Consider the following 4,105-nt stretch of genomic DNA (forward strand, 5'->3'; position numbering starts at 1 on the left):
CACCGAGGCGGGGGCCGTCCACGGCAAGGGCGACCGCCGCGCCACCGTGTCCGACTGGATGGCGATGGAGAAGGCGCGCGGCATCTCGATCACCTCCGCCGCGCTGCAGTTCGTCTACCGCGACCACGTGATCAACCTGGTCGACACCCCCGGCCACAGCGACTTCTCCGAGGACACCTACCGGGTGCTGTCGGCCGTCGACTCGGCGGTCATGCTGGTCGACGCCGGCAAGGGACTGGAGCCGCAGACGCTCAAGCTCTTCAAGGTCTGCGCCCTGCGTGGCATCCCGGTGATCACGGTCATCAACAAGTGGGACCGGCCCGGCCTGTCGGCCCTGGAGCTGATGGACCTGATCCAGGAGAAGATCAAGCTCCGCCCCACTCCCCTCACCTGGCCGGTCGGCGAGGCCGGCGACTTCCGCGGCGTCCTGGATCGACGTACGGGCGACTTCGTGAAGTACACCCGCACCGCCGGTGGGGCCACCAGGGCCCCCGAGCGGCGGCTGGCCCCGGAGGCGGTCGAGGAGACCGACGCGCAGGTGTGGGCCGACGCGGTCGAGGAGCACGAGCTGCTCACCCTCGACGACGCCGACCACGACCAGGAGCGCTTCCTGGCCGGGGAGACGACGCCGGTCATGTTCGCCTCGGCCCTGCAGAACTTCGGTGTCGCGCAGCTGCTCGACCTGCTGCTCGACCTGGCGCCGGAGCCCAGCGCCACGCCGGGCGTCGACGGGTCGGTCCGCGACGTCGCCGACGACTTCAGCGCGTTCGTCTTCAAGGTGCAGTCCGGGATGAACAGCGCCCACCGCGACCGGCTCGCCTACGCGCGGGTCGTGTCGGGCACGTTCGAGCGCGGCATGGTCGTCACCCACGCCGGCACCGGACGTCCCTTCGCCACGAAGTTCGCGCAGGCGGTCTTCGGCCGGGAGACGACGTCCGTGGAGAGCGCCGAGCCCGGGGACATCATCGGTCTGGTCAACGCGCAGGCCCTGCGGGTCGGCGACACGGTGTACGTCGGCGACCCGATCGAGTACCCGCCCGTGCCCACCTTCGCCCCCGAGCACTTCGTGAGCGCCAGCGCCGGCGACATCGGTCGCTACAAGCAGTTCCGCCGGGGCATCGAGCAGCTGGACCAGGAGGGCGTGGTGCAGGTGCTGCGTTCCGACCTGCGAGGCGACCAGAGCCCCGTGCTCGCGGCGGTCGGTCCGATGCAGTTCGAGGTGGTCGAGGACCGGATGACCAACGAGTTCAACGCCCCGATCCGGTTCACGCGCCTCGACTACCAGCTCGCCCGGCGCACCGACGCCGCCGGCGCCGCGGCGCTGGCCGGGATCCGTGGCGTGGAGGTCCTCGAGCGCAGCGACGGGACACGGCTGGCGCTCTTCGTCGACCAGTGGCGTGCCAAGGTCACCGCCCGGGACCACCCGGACATCATGCTCGAGGCCCTCCCGGCCGGCGGCAGCTGACCGCTCGTCAGGAGACCAGGGCCGCCGCGCCGAGCACGATGATCACCAGTCCGCCCAGCATCGCCAGCAGCGGCCACACCCATCTCAGGTAGGTGCCGTAGGGCACCCGGGCGATCGCCAGGCCACCCATCACCACCGCCGACGTCGGGATGAACAGGTTCATCAGTCCGGAGGCGCTCTGGAACGCCGTCACGACCAGCTCGGCCGGAACGCCGACGAAGTCGGCGAGCGGCGCCATGATCGGCATCGAGACGGTGGCGAGCCCCGATGAGGACGGGATGAGGAAGGACAGCGGCATGAAGAGCAGGAACACCACGACCGCGAACCCGACCTCACCGACCCCGTCGACGGCGATCTCGGCCCAGTGCAGAACCGTGTCGGTGATCCCGCCGTTGTTCATGACCACCGTGATGCCGCGGGCGATCCCGATGATGAGCGCGACCCCCAGGAGATCCCTGGCGCCGTCGACGAACGCGTCGGTCAGCTCACCCTCGCCCAGCCGGCCGATGAGGCCGATGATGACCGAGAACAGGATGAACAGCGCCGTCATCTCGGGGAACCACCACCACAGCGTCGGCAGCCCGATGCCCATGTCCTCCCACGGGATGACGCCGTACATCATGATCCCGAAGGCGAGTCCGAACGTCACGAGGATCGCCTTCTGCTGGCCCGACATGGCCACGGTGGTGGCCTCCTCGTCGACCGCGAAGTGTGCCTGGTTCGACTCCCTCATGTCGTGGACCACGGACGTGGTCGGGTCCTTCTTGACCCGATCGGCGTAGCGCAGCACGAAGAAGATGCCCAGGCCCAGGCCCAGCACCAGGATGATGAGTCGCGACAACAGCCCGTCGCTGATGGAGACCCCGGCGAACCCGGACGCGATGCCGGTGGCGAACGGGTTGATGGTCGAGCCGAGCGTCCCGATCCCGCACCCGAGCAGCACGACCGCGGCGCCGGTGAGCGCGTCGTACCCGGCCGCGATCATGACGGCGATGACCAGGCTGTAGAACGCCAGGCTCTCCTCGGCCATGCCGTAGGTGGACCCGCCGAGCGCGAAGACCATCATCAGGATCGGGATCATCCAGCGCTCGCGGCCCTTGAGTCGCGCCACCAGGCCACTGATGCCGGTCTGGATGGCGCCGGTGCGCATGGTCACCCCGAGGAAGCCGCCGATGACGATGATGAAGAGGGCGACGTCGATGGCGCCGAACAGGGCACCGGTGTTGTAGTAGCTGATGCTCCCGTCGGCGGCCTCGATGCCGTACAGGCCGTTGATGGGCGCGGTCAGGGAGTCGATGAGAACGCGCTGCGGGTTGCCGTCGACCTCCTCGTAGGTGCCCGGGAGCGGGGCGCCCTCCTTGTCGAGCTGGTACTGACCCGCGGGGATGAGCCACGTCGCCAACGCCATGAGGACGATCAGGGCGAAGAGGATCGTGTACGCCGAGGGGAGGGTGAACCGGTGCTTGCGCTCGCCGGGGCTCGTGGTGCTCTGGGCGCTCATCAAGAGCTCCTCTCCCCGGGCGGCTGCCCGGTGTCGGGTGGGATGACGGGGAGCTGCTCGGTGTCTCCCCAGGACTTCTGGGCCCCGGGGACCTTGAAGCCGATGTAGCCGTAGAGGATGTCGAGCAGCGGACTGAGCAGGTTGAAGAAGCAGTACGGGAAGTAGGCGGCGGTCGAGACGCCCAGGACGCCTGAGATGTAGGCGCCACAGGTGTTCCACGGCACCAGGACCGACGTCACGGTTCCGGAGTCCTCCACGGCCCGGGACAGCACCTGCGGAGCCAGGTCCCGCCGAGCGAACTCGTTGCGGAACATGCGTGCCGGGAGGACGACGGCGACGTACTGGTCACCGGCGATGACGTTCAGCCCGATGCCGCTGCTGTTGACCGCGAGGATCAGCGAACCCCGTCGCCCCGCACGCGAGACGATCGGCATGAGCAGCCGTTGCAGGAAGCCCGCGTGCTCCATCACGGCGGCGAAGGAGAGCGCGCCGAGGACGAGCCAGATGGTCGTCAGCAGGCCCGCCATGCCACCGCCGGAGAACAGGTCGTCGATGGCCGCGGAGCCGGAGTTGCTGACGAACCCGGTGGCCATGGCTTCGAAGATCGCGTGGACGGCGGTGGAGAACGGCCCCAGGCCGGGGTCGTCGACGAACGCCTTGACAGCGTCCCACTGGGTGAACTGCGCCAGGACGCCGGCGAACAGTGCCGAGCCCAGGATCGACAGGAAGGGCGGGTACTTCAGGATCGCGAAGACCACGAGCAGCAGCAGCGGGAGGAGGTTCACCGCCGAGATGTTGAACGCCGTTCCCAGCGCCTCGCGGGCCGCGTCCGTGCTGATGGCACCCTCGGGCTCGGCGTTGAGACCGAGCACCGTGAAGATCACCAGGCTGATGCCCAGCGCCGGACCGGCGGTCCAGAACATGTTCCGCACGTGCTCGCCGACGGTCAGTCCACCGCCGACGAGCTGCGGGACCAGGATCGTGGTCTCGGACAGCGGGGTCATCTTGTCGCCGAAGTAGGCGCCGCAGATGACGGCTCCGGCGGCCATCGCCTCGGACAGGCCCATCACGTTGGCCATCCCCACGAACGCGACGCCCAGGGTGCCGGCGGTGGTCCACGAGCTGCCGGTGACCATGCC

3 protein-coding genes are annotated in these 4,105 nt (G+C 69.1%); 1 reads left to right on the top strand and 2 read right to left on the bottom strand.

The features are described from left to right. Positions 1–1,465 (top strand): peptide chain release factor 3 (locus ACXJKL_RS16025; protein ID WP_457208024.1); only part of this gene is annotated, 1,465 nt, incomplete at its 5' end. A 7-nt stretch (positions 1,466–1,472) separates the two neighbouring features. Here the strand turns inward: ACXJKL_RS16025 and ACXJKL_RS16030 are convergent. Continuing rightward, positions 1,473–2,966, bottom strand: a complete 1,494-nt coding sequence (locus tag ACXJKL_RS16030; protein ID WP_457208025.1) for a YfcC family protein — start codon at positions 2,964–2,966, stop codon at positions 1,473–1,475. Next, a partial coding sequence (locus tag ACXJKL_RS16035) for a Na+/H+ antiporter NhaC family protein (protein WP_457208026.1) occupies positions 2,966–4,105 on the bottom strand: 1,140 nt, incomplete at its 5' end. The genes ACXJKL_RS16030 and ACXJKL_RS16035, both read right to left, overlap by 1 nt.

The sequence above is a fragment of the Nocardioides sp. P5_C9_2 genome (assembly GCF_054049555.1).

Excerpts from the sequence above, each read along its gene's own strand:
- ACXJKL_RS16030 (WP_457208025.1), bottom strand. The coding sequence starts at position 2,966 with ATGAGCGCCCAGAGCACCACGAGCCCCGGCGAGCGCAAGCACCGGTTC.